Genomic DNA, 13,533 nt, shown 5'->3' with positions numbered 1-13,533 from the left:
ACGCGATGAACGTACGGTCCCAAGTCTCGATGGTGTTCCACCTGGACAAGTGCATCGGGTGCCACACCTGCTCGATCGCCTGCAAGAACATCTGGACCGACCGCCGCGGCACGGAATACATGTGGTGGAACAACGTGGAAACCAAGCCGGGGACGGGCTTCCCCACCTGCTGGGAAGACCAGGAGAAGTACAAGGGCGGCTGGGAGAAGAAGGGCAATGGCAGCGGCAAGCTGCAACTGAAGTCGCAGACCAAGGGCGACGCGCTGTTCAAGATCTTCCACAATCCAGCGCAGCCCACGCTCGACGACTACTACGAGCCCTGGACGTACGACTACCAGCACCTGTTCAACGCGCCCGAAGGGCCGGACCAGCCGACGGCGCGGCCCATCTCCATGATCACCGGGGAGTACATCAACATCGAGGCGGGGCCGAACTGGGATGACGACCTCGGCGGTTCGCCGGTCTACGCCGAGAACGATCCCAATCTCGACGCGCTGACGCCCGAGCAGCGTGCGCAACTGTTCGCCACCGAGCGGCTGGTGTTCTTCTACTTTCCGCGCATCTGCAATCACTGCCTGAATCCATCGTGCGTGGCGGCGTGTCCCTCGGGCGCGCTGTACAAGCGCGGCGAGGACGGCATCGTGCTCATCGACCAGAAGCGCTGCCGCGGATGGCGCGCCTGCATCGCCGCCTGCCCGTACAAGAAGACTTTCTACAATTGGTCCACGGGCAAGTCGGAGAAGTGCATCCTCTGCTATCCGCGGCTGGAAACGGGCCAGGCCCCGGCGTGCTTCCACTCCTGCGTGGGGCGCATCCGCTACCTGGGCGTGCTGCTGTACGACGCCGAGCGCCTGGAAGAAGTCGCCAAGCTGCCCGACGACCAGCTCATCGAAGGCCAGCGCTCGCTCATCCTGGATCCGAACGACCCGCGGGTCGTCGCGGCGGCGCGTGAGAACGGTGTGCACGAGTCGGTGATCGAGGCGGCGCAGCGCTCGCCGGTCTACCAGTTCGTCAAGGTCTGGAAGCTGGCGCTGCCGCCGCACATCGAGTACCGCACGCTGCCCATGCTGTTCTACGTGCCGCCGATGTCGCCGGTCATGGCCAGCAAGCAGGAGGACGTGATCGACCACACCTCCGGCGACCTGTTCCACGACATCGAACAGTCGCGCGTGCCGCTGCGCTACCTGGCCAAGCTGTTCGGCGGCGGCCAGGAGAACAAGGTTCGCTACGCGCTGCGCAAGCAGAAGGCCGTGCGCTGGTACCGGAGGGCGCTCACGGTCGGCGACGTCAGCCTGGAGATCGCCCAGCGCATGCTGGCCGAGGCCGACTGCACCCCGGAAGAAGCCGAGGCCATCTACCAGCTCACCTCGCTGTGCACGTTCGAGGACCGCTTCGTCATCCCGCCCATGCACCGCGAGGAAGCGCTGCAGATGATGGAAGACCCCATGGAGCACAAAGCCAGCGCCGGCTTCGGGTTTGTGCAAGCGCCGGAGAGGGGGATGTGATGGCGATGCGCGACACCCTCGACGCTCTGGCCCGGCTGCTGGAGTATCCCGGTCCGGACTACCGCAACGACGCGCGCGAGTGCCTGCGCAACGCGCCGCCGGAACTGGCGCCGCTGCTGGAGCCGTTTGTCGCGCATGTGGACGCGCTCTCCGTGGAAGAGCTGCAGGAGCAGTTCATCCAGACCTTCGACCTCAATCCGGTGTGCTCGCTGGAGATCGGCTGGCACCTGTTCGGCGAGAACTACGACCGCGGACTGCTGCTAGTGCGCATGCGGCAGCAGTTGCGGTCGCACGGCCTGGAGGAATCCACCGAACTTCCCGACCACCTGACGCATGCGCTGCGCCTGGTGGGACGCATGGAGCGCGAAGCGGGCGCCGATTTCGCTGCCGCCGTGCTCCTGCCCGCGCTGGAGAAGCTGCTGGCCGCCTTCTCCGGCAAGCAGAATCCGTTCGAGAGCCTGCTGCTGGCGGCGAGACGCGCGGTGCGCGCCGAATTCCCGGAGGTCCCGGCGCTGGCCGAGCCTCCCCAGCCCGCGCTGCGCGTGCTGGCCTGAGAGGTGACGTGATGACGAACGCGACCGTGATCGACATCCTGCTGCTGGCCATGTTGCCCTACGTGGCCTTCTTCAGCTTCTTTCTGGTGACCATCCACCGCTACCGGACGCGGCCGTTCAGCTACTCCAGCCTGTCCTCGCAGTTCCTGGAGAACCGCGAACACTTCTGGGGCGTGGTGAGCTTCCACTACGGGATTCTGGTGGTGCTCTTCGGGCATCTGCTGGGACTCCTGATTCCCAGCCAGGTGCTGTTGTGGAACAGCAAGCCGTTGCGCCTCTACGTGCTGGAGATCACCGGCCTGGCCTTCGCCCTGATGGCGCTGGTAGGACTGCTGGGCATCCTGCACCGGCGGCTGGTGCTTTCCAAGCCGCGCCAGGTAACGAGCTTTGGCGACTGGCTGCTGCTGGCGCTGCTGGTTGTGCAGATCGGCGCGGGCATTTACGTGGCGGTCTTTCGGCCCTGGGGCTCGTCGTGGTTCGCCACCTCGGCTGCGCCTTATCTCTGGTCACTGTTCAAGCTGAATCCCGACTTGAGTTTCCTCGCCACCATGCCCTGGTCGGTGAAGCTGCACATCATCAACGGGTGGCTGATCATCGCGGTCTTCCCCTTCACCCGCCTGGTGCACGTGCTGGTGGCGCCGATCCCCTATCTGTGGAGAAAGCCTGAAGTCGTGCGCTGGTACGGCATCCGCATGCGACCCGGACGCGGAGTGCGCGCAAGGAGTTAGCGAATGACCGAAGGCGACAAGCCGATGGTGCGCTGGCTGGGCAGCCCGCTGTTGAGCATCGTGCTGCTGGTGGGCGCGAGCTTCGCGCTGCTGGCTGCCATGCCGCGCCTTGAGGCCGGGCGCCTTCCGGGAAACCAGAAGGGCTACGAGCCTACGCAGCCCATTGCCTTCTCGCATCGGCTGCACGCCGGCGAGTTGCAGGTCTCCTGCCAGTACTGCCACTCGGGCGCGGAGCGCAGCCGTCACGCCGGCGTTCCCGCCGCCAGCACCTGCATGAACTGCCACAGCTTCGTCACCGCGCCCTGGGGCGCAGTGCGCGCCGAAGACGAACTGGCGAAAAAGGAAAATCGCGCGCCGCAGCGCGTCGTCTCCCCGGAGATCCGCAAGATCTACGACGCCCTCGCGCTGAACGACGACCGCAAGCCCGATCCGGCGAAGACGCCGAAACCCATCGAGTGGCTGAGGGTGCACACGCTGCCCGACTTCGTCTATTTCGATCACCGGCCGCACGTGAATGCGGGCGTGGCCTGCCAGAGCTGCCACGGCCCGGTGGAAACCATGGAGCGCGTGCGCCAGGTCGAGGACCTGGGCATGGGCTGGTGCGTGAACTGCCATCGCTCGGTGAATCAGACGGGTATCGACGGCAAAGGAAATTTCACCAGCGCCCCGGCTCCCGCGGCGCGCGGTCCGCAACCGGCGTCGCATCGCGTGTACGGATCGACGGACTGCTCCACTTGTCATTACTGAGGACGAACGTGGCCGAGCCGACGACAAAACGCTACTGGAAGAGCCCGGAAGAGCGCGACGCCGACCCGCAATTCCTGGAGGCGGCGGCGGTCGAATTTTCGGGACTGGAGACCGCGAACCGAAAACAGTTGCCGCGCCGCGATTTCCTGCGCGCTTCTGGCTTCGCTTTAGCAGCCGCCATGACCGGCTGCTCCCGCGCGCCGGTTGAAAAAGCGATTCCCATGCTGGTGCAGCCTGAGGAGCTGGTCCCGGGGCGCTCGCTGCTCTACGCCTCCACCTGCGGGGCTTGCAGCGCCGGTTGCGGCGTGCTGGTGAAGGTGCGCGACGGACGTTCCATCAAGCTGGAAGGCAATCCGCAGCACCCGCTGTCGCGCGGCGGCCTGTGCGCCGTGGGCCAGGCCTCGCTGCTCGGGTTGTACGACTCGCAGCGCCTGATGCAACCGATGAAGAATGGCAAGGCCGGCACATGGGAAGAAGTGGACCGCGAGGTCACCGCCCGGCTCAACGAACTGCGTAAGAGCGGGGGTGCGATCCGTTTTCTCTCAGGGACTATCACCAGCCCGACGCTGCGTGCAGCGCTTTCCGAGTTCCTGGGCGGCTTCAAGGACGCGAACCACGTCATCTACGACGCCATTTCCCATGCGGCCATCCTGGACGCGCATGAGCAGACCCACGGCGTGCGGCTGTTGCCGCGATATCGCTTCGACAGGGCCGAAGTCATCGCCGCCTTCGATGCCGATTTTCTAGGAACCTGGATTTCTCCGGTCGAGTTCACGGCAGGCTACCGCGCCGGACGGAAATTAGAGGCGGACCCGCCGCGCATGTCCTACCACACGCAATTCGAACCGCGCATGTCACTGACCGGCGCCAAGGCCGACCGGCGGTTCGCGGTCATGGCCGGCGAATTGGGAGTCGTGCTGGCGCAACTGGCCGAGCGCATCGCGGCCAAGGCCGGGACAGCGCTGAAGCTGGCTCCCGCGACCTCCACGCCGGTTCCAGCGGCCTACCTGGACGAACTGGCCGCGCGCTTGTGGAATGCCCGCGGACGGAGCCTGGTCGTTTGCGGCAGCCAGGAAGTCGGCGAACAGGTTCTCGTGAATGCCATCAACCAGATGCTCGACAACTACGGCGCGACGCTCGAGCTCGACCGTCCCTCGTTCCAGGCGCAGGGCGACGATCGCAACCTGCAGAAGCTGATCGCTGAGCTGGAGAGCGGGACGGTCCAGGCCCTTCTCCTGCACGGCGTGAACCCACTCTTCGACTTGCCGCAGGCCGCAAAGCTGGAAGCCGAGCTGCGCCGCGTCCCGCTCGTCATCAGTTTCGCCGAGCGTGTGGATGAGACCGCCGCGCTCGCCCATTACGTCTGCCCGGAGCCGCATTTCCTGGAGTCCTGGAGCGATGCCGAGCCGGTCAGCGGCCTGATTGCGGTCACGCAGCCCGCCATGCAGCGGCTGGGCGCGACCCGCCAGCTCCTCGAGACTCTCGCGGCCTGGAGCGGGAAGCCGCAGAGCGCCCTCCAGCTCATGCAGGAGAGCTGGAGAAAGAACGTCTACCCGCGCGGCCAGAGCAAGCAGCCCTTCCAGGCGTTTTGGGATCAGGCCGTGCACGACGGTGTGATCGAGGTCGAGTACCAGACCGTGGCCTCGACTTCGTTCCGGACGGAGGCGGTCACGGCGCCCGCGTTCGCTTCCGCGCCCGCGCCGGACGAGCTCGAGCTGGTGCTGTACCCCAAGGTCGGAATGCAGGACGGCCGTCACGCCTACAACCCGTGGTTGCACGAGTTGCCCGATCCCATCACCAAGGTGGCCTGGGACAACTATGCGTGCGTCAGTCCCGCCCTCGCCCGGCGCCTGGGAATCGCGGAGGGCGACGTGGTGCGGGTCACTTCCCGAGACGGGCTCGCTCTGGAGCTCCCTGCGTACGTGCAGCCCGGCCAGCACGACCGCGTGGTGGCGATCGCGCTCGGCTACGGCAGCCGGTTGAGCGCGCGCTTTGCCAACATCGGCCCGGCCTGGATGGATGCGCTGCCCAGCGTGAACGAAGACGGAGTGGTCGGAAAGAATGCGGCGCCGCTCGCCGACCTGCGCGGCACGCTGCGCTACCACCGCCCGGTGAAGCTGACGACCATCAACGGAAGGCGCGATGCGCTGGCTTCGACGCAAACGCATCACACGCTCACGGTCCCGGAGAGGCTCGCGCCGCTCAACGGCAAGCGTCGTCCGCTGGTGCAGGAGACGACACTGGCCGCCTGGCGGGCTGATCCGCACTCCGGCGTCCATGAACATGAGACCAAGGAAGAACTCTGGCCCGCCGATCACGCCTACGCCGGCCATCGCTGGGGCATGGTGATCGATTTGAGCGCCTGCACCGGCTGCTCGGCGTGCGTTCTCGCCTGCCAGGCGGAGAACAATATCCCGGTCGTGGGCAAGGACGAGATGCGGCGCAACCGCGAGATGCACTGGATGCGCATCGACCGCTACTACGCCGAGAACGCCGCCGGAGATGTGGATGTGGCCTTCCAGCCGCTGTTCTGCCAGCACTGTGGCAACGCGCCCTGTGAGACCGTGTGCCCGGTTCTGGCGACGGTGCACAGCTCCGAAGGACTCAACGAGCAGGTCTACAACCGCTGCATCGGCACGCGCTACTGCGCCAACAACTGCCCGTACAAGGGCCGCCGCTTCAACTGGTTCAATTACGCGCGCGACGACCGCCTGCAGAACCTGGTGCTCAACCCCGATGTCACGGTGCGTTCCCGCGGCGTGATGGAAAAGTGCACCTTCTGTGTGCAGCGCATCCAGGAGGCCAAGCTCCAGGCCAGGACCGAAGGACGCAGCGTTGAGGACGGTGAATTGCAGACCGCCTGCCAGCAATCCTGTCCGGCGCAGGCGGTCTTCTTCGGCGACCTGAACGATCCGCACAGCCAGGTTTCGCGCATGATGAGCAACCCGCGCCGCTACCGCCTGCTGGCCGAGCTGAACGTCGCGCCTTCGGTGGGCTACCTCAGCATCGTGCGCAACCGCGAAGAAGAGCCGGAGAAGGAGCACCATGGCTGAAGCCGCCACCGTGCTGCACCAGCCGCTCGTCCATGGCGAGAAGTCCCTGGCCCAGGTGACGGCGGAGATCACCGCGCCGCTGGAGAAGCGCGCTGGCCCGCTCTGGTGGGCCGCTTTTGTGGTTTCCCTCGGCCTGCTGGCGCTGGGCGCAGCCGCCATCGGCTACCAGATCGCCGTGGGCGTAGGCACGTGGGGTTTGAATCGCACGGTGGGCTGGGCCTTCGACATCACCAACTTCGTCTTCTGGATCGGCATCGGTCACGCGGGCACGCTGATCTCCGCCATCCTTTTTCTCTTTAGACAGCGCTGGCGCACCTCGGTGAACCGCGCCGCCGAGGCCATGACTATCTTCGCCGTCATCTGCGCCGGTCTCTTTCCCATCATTCACACCGGGCGTCCCTGGTTCGCCTACTGGATGATTCCTTACCCCAACACCCGCGGCTCGCTCTGGGTGAACTTCCGCTCGCCGCTGGTCTGGGACTTCTTCGCCATCTCTACCTACTTCACCATTTCGCTGATGTTCTGGTACGTCGGTCTGCTGCCGGATATCGCGAGCGTGCGCGACACCACGCACAACCGCTGGCGGCGTCGCCTGGCCGCGCTCTTCAGCCTGGGCTGGAACGGCTCCTATCGCCACTGGCAGCGCTACGAGGTCGTGTATCTGATGCTGGCCGGCTTGGGCACTCCGCTCGTCATCTCCGTGCACAGCATCGTCAGCATGGATTTCGCCACCGCCATCCTGCCCGGATGGCACACCACCATCTTCCCGCCCTATTTCGTGGCCGGCGCCATCTTCTCCGGCATGGCCATGGTGCTCACCCTCATGCTGGTGGCGCGCAAGGTGATGCGCCTGGAGGAATACATCACCCTCAACCACGTGGAAGCCATGTGCAAGCTGGTCATCGCCACCAGCGGCATCGTGGGCCTGGCGTATGCCACCGAATTTTTCACCGCGCTCTACTCAGGGAACGCCTACGAGGAATTCGTGTTCTTCAACCGCGCCCTGGGACCGCTCTTCTGGGGCTACTGGACCATGGTCGGCTGCAACGTGCTGGTGCCCCAACTGCTCTGGTTCCGGGCCGTGCGCCGCAGTGTGCCCGCGGTGTTTGCCATCTCCATCCTGGTGAACGTGGGCATGTGGTTCGAACGCTTCATCATCATCGTCACTTCGCTGCAGCGCGACTTCCTGCCCAGCAACTGGTTCGGCTACGCTCCCACCAAAGTCGAAATCGCCACTCTGGTGGGGACGTTCGGGCTGTTCTTCACGCTCTTCCTGTTGTTTTGCCGTTTCCTGCCGGTGATTGCCATGGCGGAGATCAAAGGCGTGCTCAAGCACGGCCGGCCCATCCTGGAGGCCAGCGATGAGTAGGCGACTCTTTATCGGAGTCTTCGAGGATGAGGACGACACGCTCAACGCCATCCGCGCCTCGCGCGAGCGCGGCCTGAAGATCGTGGACGTCCACGGGCCTTACGCCTTTCACGGCGTGGAGGAGGCCATGGGGCTGCCGCCGTCGCGCCTGCCCTGGATCGTGTTCCTGCTGGGACTGGCCGGCGCCGCCTTCAAGGTCTGGTTCGAGTTCTGGACCACCGCCGTCGACTGGCCCATCAACGTCGGCGGCAAGCCCTACAACTCCTGGCCCGCCTTCGTGCCGGTCACCTTCGAAGTGATGGTGCTCTGTGCGGGGTTGGCTGCGGTATTCAGCTTCTTGATCGTGTGTCGGCTGTATCCCGGCAAGCGGGCGGTGATGCCGGTGGCGGGCGTCACGAACAATCGCTTTGCTGTGATCGTGGAAGAAAGCGACTCCACCTTCGACGTCGCCGAGATGCAGCGGCTGTTCCGCGGCTTCCATGCCGTGCACATGGAGGAACAGATCCAGGCGGAGAAACAATGATGGGACGCGTCGTGCTCAATCTCGCGCTCTTCGCCGCGCTCGTGGGGTTGCTGGCGGTGAACTGGCTGGCGCCCGCGCCGGACCGCCCTAACTTCGAGTTCCTGCCGCAGATGGCGCATGCACCGCGCTACGGTGCTTTCGCGGCGAATCCGAACTTTGCCGACGGCAAGACCCTGCAAGCCCCCGCTCCGGGGACCATCCCGCGCGGCTTCATGCCTCTGCATTACAGTCCGTCCCCCGTGGATCAGGTGCGTGCGGGCGAGGAACTGTCCAGTCCCATCACGCCCGACAACGCGTGGGCCCGCCAGCGCGGCGCGACCGTCTATTCCAACTACTGCGCCACCTGCCACGGCGCAACCGGCGCCGGTGATGGCCCGGTTTCCATGCGCGGCTTCCCGCCCCCGCCTTCCCTGCTCGGGACCAAGGCGGTACGCATGAAGAATGGGCAGCTTTTCCATCTGCTCACCTACGGACAGGGCAACATGCCGCCGTACGCCAGCCAGATCTCGCGCGCAGATCGCTGGAACGTGATCGCGTATGTGCGGCAGATGCAGGAGAAGGCTGCGCCGCCTCCGGCTGCGACCGCCGCGGAGCCGGCCGGAGCGGCTCCGGCGCATGCTCAGGGGGGAAAGCCATGAAGCGCTTCGACGTGGTGTTCGAACCCTCCCCCACGCTCATCCGCCAGTTGCGGCTGTTGGCGGCGCTGGGCGGCTTCGCCTTCGTTGCCGCTTTGCTGTTCGCCCCGGAGCGCGCCTGGCCCAATCTGCTGCTTGTGAGCTACTACCTGACGGGTCTGTCGCTGGCAGGCGTGGTGTTTGTCGCGCTGGGATACGTCGCCGACGCGCGCTGGAGCATCGCTCTGCGACGGGTGCCGGAAGCCATGGCGTATCTGCTGCCGGTCGGCGGCGCCGGACTGCTGGCGGTGATCTTCCTCCATCCTGAGGTCTATCCCTGGGCCAACGCGGATTTCAGCGGACACATGCCGGCCTTCCGCCAGATGTGGCTCAGCCTCCCGTTTTTCCGCCTGCGCACTGTCGTCTATCTGCTGCTGTGGACGCTGTTCATCTGGGCCATGCTGCGCGCTTCGCGCCGGCAGGATGCCGAAGGCGACGTCGAATACACGCATCGCAACCAGCGCTTGTCAGCCGGGTTCCTCGTGGCCTTTGGGCTGACCTACTGGCTGGCCAGCTTCGATTGGATCATGTCGCTCGAGCCGGAGTGGTACAGCACCGTCTTCGGGCTCTACAACTTCGCCGGCCTGTTCCTCGGCGGGCTGGCCGCCATCACCGTGGTTGTCGTCTGGTTGCATGGGCAGAGTCGCTTCCAGGGCTTCTTCACCACGCAACATCTGCATGACCTGGGCAAGCTGCTGTTTGCCTTCAGCACCTTCTGGGCGTACCTCTGGTTCTGCCAGTTCATGCTCATCTGGTACGCCAACATTCCGGAAGAAACCGCCTACTTCATCCGCCGCCATCAGGGGATGTGGGAGCCGCTGTTCTACCTGAACGTGTTCGTCAACTGGGTGGCGCCGTTCCTGCTGCTCATGCGGCGGGCCAGCAAGCGCAAACCCGGTGTGCTGCTGCGCATCTCGCTGGTGCTGCTGGCGGGGCGCTGGCTGGATCTGCATCTGATGATCGCTCCCCCGTTATGTCCCGGCCGGCCTTGCATCGGCATCTGGGAGCTGGCCATGGCGGCGGGAGCCGCTGGCCTGTTCGCCTTGCTTTTCCTGCGCGTGCTCGAACAGGCGCCGGTCATCCCGGTGAAGGACCCGCACCTGGCCGACAGCTTGCATTATCACGCGTGAGAGACGACCTATGACCCCGACCGAAACCGCCGCCACTGCAAGAGAATCGGCTGCTCCCGCACCGTCCGCTCCCTGGAAGCCAGAGGGAAACCTGCTTCAGCTGGTGCTGGCGACGGGCGCTTTTGCGCTCTGCTTCGCCGTGTTCGGCTCCGTCTCGGCCATGATGCCCATCATGAGGGGACGCCTCCATTTCACACCGATGCAGGTCAGCATCGCGCTGGCCATTCCTATCCTGCTGGGCAGTCTGGGGCGCATTCCGCTGGGCATCCTGACGGACCGCTACGGCGGTCGCAAAGTCTTTTCCGTGGTGATGGTGGCTTCCATCATCCCCGCGCTGCTGATGGGGTCGGTGGAAACCTTTACCCAGGTCGTGATCTGCGGCTTCTTCATCGGTATCGCCCTGGCGAGCTTCGCCATCGGCGTCGGCTTTGTGAGCGACTGGTATCCGCCCGCGCGTCAGGGAGAGGCGCTCGGCATCTATGGCGCCGGCAATATCGGCCAGTCTCTGGCGGCGTTTGGTTCGCCGGTACTGGCCGGCACGTTGGGATATGTCTGGGGCTACCGCACCTTCGGCGTCCTGCTCGCTGTGTGGCTTGCGGTGTTTGTTCTGCTGGCCCGCAATGCGCCCCGGCTCAAGCCCGCCCGGACGTTCCGGCAGATGATGCGCCCGCTGGCCAATCGCCGAAGCTGGGAACTTAGTTTGTACTACTTCCTTACGTTCGGCGGATTCGTCGCTATGGCGGTATATTTGCCGATCTTTCTCACCGAGATTTTCGGCCTCACGCCCAGGGACGCCGGCTTCCGTACCGCCGGCTTCATCGTCCTGGCCACGGCCATGCGTCCCGTGGGTGGCTGGCTGGCCGACCGCATCGGTGGGCGCGCCGTGCTGACCTTGGTGTTTCCCTTCGTGGCTGCCATGTCGGCGCTGCTCACGTTTCCCATGATGATCCCGTTCACCATCGGAGCGCTGGGCATGGCGGCGGCTATCGGCCTGGGCAACGGCGCCGTGTTCAAGCTCGTCCCCGACTATTTTCCTGACTCCGTCGGCGCGGTCACTGGACTGGTGGGCGCGTCCGGCGGTCTGGGTGGATTCTTCCCGCCGCTGGTGCTGGGCGTCGTGCTGAAAGCAACGGGAGCTTACACGTACGGATTCGTCCTGCTGGGCGTTTTCGCGCTGGCGTGCTTCATCACCGTACGTCCCAAGCTCCTGGCGCTGTGCCTGGTCCCACCCGAGCCCGGGACGGTGAAGGTCCCTTGCTCACGTGCCCGGTTTTGTCGCTATGCCGGCACATGCCTCGGTGAAGGGCGCCCGCCGGACGAGACCGCCGACATACCGGTGGGTTATCAGGTCCGATCTTTGTGAAGGCCTGGTGCGGGACAGCCGCATAAACAGCGGGCAAAACGATGGTAGGCACGTGGGGACTCGAACCCCAGACCTCTACCGTGTCAAGGTAGCGCTCTAACCAACTGAGCTACGCGCCTACGGAGGGACAGTGACATTTTACGCGCGCCCCAAGGTTCGGGCAACGGAGCCTGCTGCCGCAAATCCGCTTGGAGTTGCAACCACGACCTCGGCGGGCGGAGAATCTCCGCATGCAGCTCGAGACCGCAAGCGGGCAGGCTTTCGGCAGCGGGACGGTCGTCCTGATCACCCTGAACTCGCCGCGCGAAAAGTTCTGGGGCGCGGTGGCGGAGATCACCGTGGCCGGCGTGGCCGTGCGCGGCATCGATCTGAATTCCTTCGACGACTGCGCGCGCCTGCTGCGCGCCGGCGAGCTGTTCACGCCCGGCCTGGTCTTCTTCCCCATGCATCGCGTGGAGCGCATGGAAGCCGACGCGCGCAGCGGCGACATCCCCTCGCTGGGTGAGCGCTTCGCAGAAAAAGCGGGCGTGGACCTGGCGGCGTTCCTCGGCGGCCGGCCGCAGCCGGAGACGGCGCGGTGATCTCACAGCTTCGCACTTTCCCCAACCAGCTCACGCTGCTGCGCCTGATCTTCATCCCCTTCATCGTCATCGCCATCCTGGACGAGGAGTGGAAGTGGGCGCTGGGCCTGTTCGTGCTGGCCGGCTTGACCGACAACCTCGACGGCCTGCTGGCGCGCCTGCTCAAGCAGAAGACGGTGCTCGGCCAGTATCTCGATCCCATCGCCGACAAGCTGCTGCTCTCGACGCTCTTTCTGGTGCTCTCGCTGGTGCACAAGATCCCGTGGAAGTTCACGGTGCTGGTGTTCAGCCGCGACGTGGGCATCGTGGTGACCAGCGCCATCCTTTATGCCACCACATCGCTGCGCGAGTTCCCGCCCAGCTTTCTGGGCAAGGCCAACACCGGCGCGCAGATCGTGACGCTGTTCTTCGTGCTGCTGCGCGAAGTGCGGCCGGAGGCCTGGGTGGCGACGGCGGCCGTCGTCGGGCTGTGGGCCACCATGGCCTTCACCGTGCTCTCCGGGCTGCATTACATCATCATCGTGAATCGACGGCTGCGCGCAGCGGGCGGCGAGACGAGCGGCGCCAGCGGGCAGCCCCCTACCCCGTCCTAACGAACACTCATGCCGGACCCGCACGGTTCGACTGTGTCTGCCCTTCGAGACGCGTCTCCCCCTTTCCTTCGTCCGAAATCATACCTGCCGCTGTGCGGTTTCCGAGGGGGGCAGGTCAAGCCCCTTGCTCTTCGTCCCAGTTGTGCGGTTTGAGATTTGGATGTTTTGCATACAGCGGTTCCAGGACATCCATGACGACTGCGCACGCCACCCTTCCGGCCGCCTTCTGGTATGCAGCAGCCTCCTCTGCGGAACAAGTTACCTTCACCCGGGCAACAGATTCGTCCACCCGGCGAAAGATTGACCTGCTCCCCTAAAACCGCACAGAGCTGAGTATGATTTCACACTTTCGCGGGAGCGAAGGAAAGGGGAGGAGTGCATGTCGAGGAGCCGGTTCAGTGAAGCGGAGATGATCGGGGCCCTGAAGCAGATGGAGGCAGGGCGGCGGGCGGAGGACGTGGCCCGCGAGATCGGCGTCAGCAAGCACACGTTGTACGCCTGGAAGGCGAAGTACGGCGGTCTGGAGGTGAGCCAGGCGCAGGAGCTGAAGCAGCTGCGGGAGGAGAACGGGCGGCTGAAGAAGCTGGTGGCGGACCTGAGTCTGGACAAAGAGGCGCTGCAGTCGGTGATCCGAAAAAACGGCTGGAGCTGGTAGCCATGAAGGCAGCTATCGGGCAGATGCAGGCCGAGTACGCCTTCAGCCAGCGGCGGGC

General features: G+C 65.2%; 12 protein-coding genes, 1 tRNA gene and 1 pseudogene. 13 read left to right on the top strand and 1 reads right to left on the bottom strand.

Going from position 1 to position 13,533, the window contains the following annotated elements:
- Positions 1 to 5: 5 nt before the first annotated feature.
- The 10 genes from narH to VNK82_00495 are packed head-to-tail and all read left to right on the top strand — an operon-like array spanning position 6 to position 11,646.
- The gene (narH, locus tag VNK82_00540; protein HXE89428.1) at positions 6 to 1,505 is read left to right on the top strand and encodes a nitrate reductase subunit beta; all 1,500 of its coding nucleotides are present in this window, start codon (positions 6 to 8) and stop codon (positions 1,503 to 1,505) included.
- Positions 1,505 to 2,059: a nitrate reductase molybdenum cofactor assembly chaperone gene (narJ, locus tag VNK82_00535; protein ID HXE89427.1), complete on the top strand. Its 555-nt coding sequence runs from the start codon at positions 1,505 to 1,507 to the stop codon at positions 2,057 to 2,059. The genes narH and narJ overlap by 1 nt, the downstream gene beginning before the upstream one ends.
- Before the next feature lie 11 nt (positions 2,060 to 2,070).
- On the top strand, positions 2,071 to 2,787 hold the full coding sequence (gene narI / locus VNK82_00530; protein ID HXE89426.1) for a respiratory nitrate reductase subunit gamma: 717 nt from the start codon (positions 2,071 to 2,073) through the stop codon (positions 2,785 to 2,787).
- A gap of 3 nt (positions 2,788 to 2,790) precedes the next feature.
- Positions 2,791 to 3,534, top strand: a complete 744-nt coding sequence (locus tag VNK82_00525) for a cytochrome c3 family protein (protein ID HXE89425.1) — start codon at positions 2,791 to 2,793, stop codon at positions 3,532 to 3,534.
- Positions 3,535 to 3,542: 8 nt separating this feature from the next.
- Positions 3,543 to 6,587: a TAT-variant-translocated molybdopterin oxidoreductase gene (locus VNK82_00520; protein HXE89424.1), complete on the top strand. Its 3,045-nt coding sequence runs from the start codon at positions 3,543 to 3,545 to the stop codon at positions 6,585 to 6,587.
- Positions 6,580 to 7,956, top strand: coding sequence for an NrfD/PsrC family molybdoenzyme membrane anchor subunit (gene nrfD / locus VNK82_00515; GenBank protein HXE89423.1), 1,377 nt, complete (start codon positions 6,580 to 6,582; stop codon positions 7,954 to 7,956). The genes VNK82_00520 and nrfD overlap by 8 nt, the downstream gene beginning before the upstream one ends.
- Positions 7,949 to 8,479, top strand: a complete 531-nt coding sequence (locus VNK82_00510) for a DUF3341 domain-containing protein (GenBank protein ID HXE89422.1) — start codon at positions 7,949 to 7,951, stop codon at positions 8,477 to 8,479. The genes nrfD and VNK82_00510 overlap by 8 nt, the downstream gene beginning before the upstream one ends.
- Positions 8,476 to 9,117, top strand: coding sequence for a cytochrome c (locus VNK82_00505; protein ID HXE89421.1), 642 nt, complete (start codon positions 8,476 to 8,478; stop codon positions 9,115 to 9,117). Before VNK82_00510 ends, VNK82_00505 begins: the two co-directional genes overlap by 4 nt.
- Positions 9,114 to 10,283: a hypothetical protein gene (locus VNK82_00500; protein ID HXE89420.1), complete on the top strand. Its 1,170-nt coding sequence runs from the start codon at positions 9,114 to 9,116 to the stop codon at positions 10,281 to 10,283. Before VNK82_00505 ends, VNK82_00500 begins: the two co-directional genes overlap by 4 nt.
- A gap of 10 nt (positions 10,284 to 10,293) precedes the next feature.
- Entirely contained in the window at positions 10,294 to 11,646 is a 1,353-nt protein-coding gene (locus VNK82_00495) for a nitrate/nitrite transporter (GenBank protein ID HXE89419.1), read from the top strand.
- A 42-nt stretch (positions 11,647 to 11,688) separates the two neighbouring features.
- On the opposite strand, the gene VNK82_00490 is transcribed toward VNK82_00495, so the two are convergent.
- Positions 11,689 to 11,765: transfer RNA gene (locus VNK82_00490), tRNA-Val, on the bottom strand.
- Positions 11,766 to 11,876: 111 nt separating this feature from the next.
- On the opposite strand from VNK82_00490, the gene VNK82_00485 reads away from it, so the two are divergent.
- The 3 genes and pseudogenes from VNK82_00485 to VNK82_00475 all read left to right on the top strand — a co-directional run bounded on the left by VNK82_00485 (position 11,877) and on the right by VNK82_00475 (position 13,533).
- The gene (locus VNK82_00485) at positions 11,877 to 12,227 is read left to right on the top strand and encodes a hypothetical protein (GenBank protein ID HXE89418.1); all 351 of its coding nucleotides are present in this window, start codon (positions 11,877 to 11,879) and stop codon (positions 12,225 to 12,227) included.
- Positions 12,224 to 12,820: a CDP-alcohol phosphatidyltransferase family protein gene (locus VNK82_00480; protein ID HXE89417.1), complete on the top strand. Its 597-nt coding sequence runs from the start codon at positions 12,224 to 12,226 to the stop codon at positions 12,818 to 12,820. Before VNK82_00485 ends, VNK82_00480 begins: the two co-directional genes overlap by 4 nt.
- Before the next feature lie 379 nt (positions 12,821 to 13,199).
- Positions 13,200 to 13,533, top strand: a pseudogene (locus VNK82_00475) (transposase).

It is taken from the genome of Terriglobales bacterium (assembly GCA_035573675.1).
GTDB lineage: Bacteria > Acidobacteriota > Terriglobia > Terriglobales > Acidobacteriaceae > DATMAB01.
Note: the sequence above shows the minus strand (reverse complement) of the source record. Positions and strands in the feature narration are given on the sequence as shown.

Coding starts and splice junctions, on each gene's coding strand:
- narH (HXE89428.1), top strand. CDS start 6: ATGAACGTACGGTCCCAAGTCTCGATGGTGTTCCACCTGGACAAGTGC.
- narJ (HXE89427.1), top strand. CDS start 1,505: ATGGCGATGCGCGACACCCTCGACGCTCTGGCCCGGCTGCTGGAGTAT.
- narI (HXE89426.1), top strand. CDS start 2,071: ATGACGAACGCGACCGTGATCGACATCCTGCTGCTGGCCATGTTGCCC.
- VNK82_00525 (HXE89425.1), top strand. CDS start 2,791: ATGACCGAAGGCGACAAGCCGATGGTGCGCTGGCTGGGCAGCCCGCTG.
- nrfD (HXE89423.1), top strand. CDS start 6,580: ATGGCTGAAGCCGCCACCGTGCTGCACCAGCCGCTCGTCCATGGCGAG.
- VNK82_00510 (HXE89422.1), top strand. CDS start 7,949: ATGAGTAGGCGACTCTTTATCGGAGTCTTCGAGGATGAGGACGACACG.
- VNK82_00505 (HXE89421.1), top strand. CDS start 8,476: ATGATGGGACGCGTCGTGCTCAATCTCGCGCTCTTCGCCGCGCTCGTG.
- VNK82_00500 (HXE89420.1), top strand. CDS start 9,114: ATGAAGCGCTTCGACGTGGTGTTCGAACCCTCCCCCACGCTCATCCGC.
- VNK82_00495 (HXE89419.1), top strand. CDS start 10,294: ATGACCCCGACCGAAACCGCCGCCACTGCAAGAGAATCGGCTGCTCCC.
- VNK82_00485 (HXE89418.1), top strand. CDS start 11,877: ATGCAGCTCGAGACCGCAAGCGGGCAGGCTTTCGGCAGCGGGACGGTC.